General features: G+C 49.0%; 6 tRNA genes. All 6 read right to left on the reverse strand.

Annotated elements, in window-relative coordinates:
* Nucleotides 1-101: 101 nt before the first annotated feature.
* Nucleotides 102-172: transfer RNA gene (locus LRP84_RS22295), tRNA-Gly, on the reverse strand.
* A 1-nt stretch (nucleotide 173) separates the two neighbouring features.
* Nucleotides 174-250 (reverse strand) — tRNA-Pro (locus tag LRP84_RS22300).
* A 4-nt stretch (nucleotides 251-254) separates the two neighbouring features.
* Nucleotides 255-331: transfer RNA gene (locus LRP84_RS22305), tRNA-Arg, on the reverse strand.
* An 84-nt stretch (nucleotides 332-415) separates the two neighbouring features.
* Nucleotides 416-501, reverse strand: a tRNA-Leu gene (locus LRP84_RS22310).
* Between the two features lie 3 nt (nucleotides 502-504).
* Nucleotides 505-585: transfer RNA gene (locus LRP84_RS22315), tRNA-Leu, on the reverse strand.
* 13 nt (nucleotides 586-598) lie between these two features.
* Nucleotides 599-674: transfer RNA gene (locus LRP84_RS22320), tRNA-Lys, on the reverse strand.
* Nucleotides 675-694 lie beyond the last annotated feature (20 nt).

Raw genomic sequence — 694 nt, forward strand, 5'->3', positions numbered from 1 at the left:
TGAGCCAGGATCAAACTCTCCAATAAAGTGTTTGTCTAGCATCATAAATAAAAATTGACGTTTCACGTTGTTTGTTTCGTTCAGTTTTCAAAGAACTCAAGAGCGGGTGAAGAGAATCGAACTCTCGACCAGAGCTTGGAAGGCTCTTGTTTTACCACTAAACTACACCCGCATGGTCGGGAAGACAGGATTCGAACCTGCGACCCCCTGGTCCCAAACCAGGTGCTCTACCAAGCTGAGCCACTTCCCGTAAATGGCGCGCCCGAGAGGACTCGAACCCCTAACCTTTTGATCCGTAGTCAAACGCTCTATCCAATTGAGCTACGGGCGCTTAATATATGTTGTTTGTTTTTTGCGACTTTATTAATATACCATGGCGGTAAGATTAATGCAAGCATTTTTTTATTTCTTTTTTTGGTGCGGCCGAGAGGACTTGAACCTCCACGGGGTTACCCCCACTAGGCCCTCAACCTAGCGCGTCTGCCATTCCGCCACGACCGCATATGCGGGTGAAGGGAGTCGAACCCCCACGCCAAAGGCGCCAGATCCTAAGTCTGGTGCGTCTGCCAATTCCGCCACACCCGCGAAATGAAATAAATGGTGAGCCATGAAGGACTCGAACCTTCGACCCTCTGATTAAAAGTCAGATGCTCTACCAACTGAGCTAATGGCTCTTAAATGGCTGGGCTAGCTG

It is taken from the genome of Bacillus rhizoplanae, from assembly GCF_917563915.1.
Lineage (GTDB): Bacteria > Bacillota > Bacilli > Bacillales > Bacillaceae_G > Bacillus_A > Bacillus_A rhizoplanae.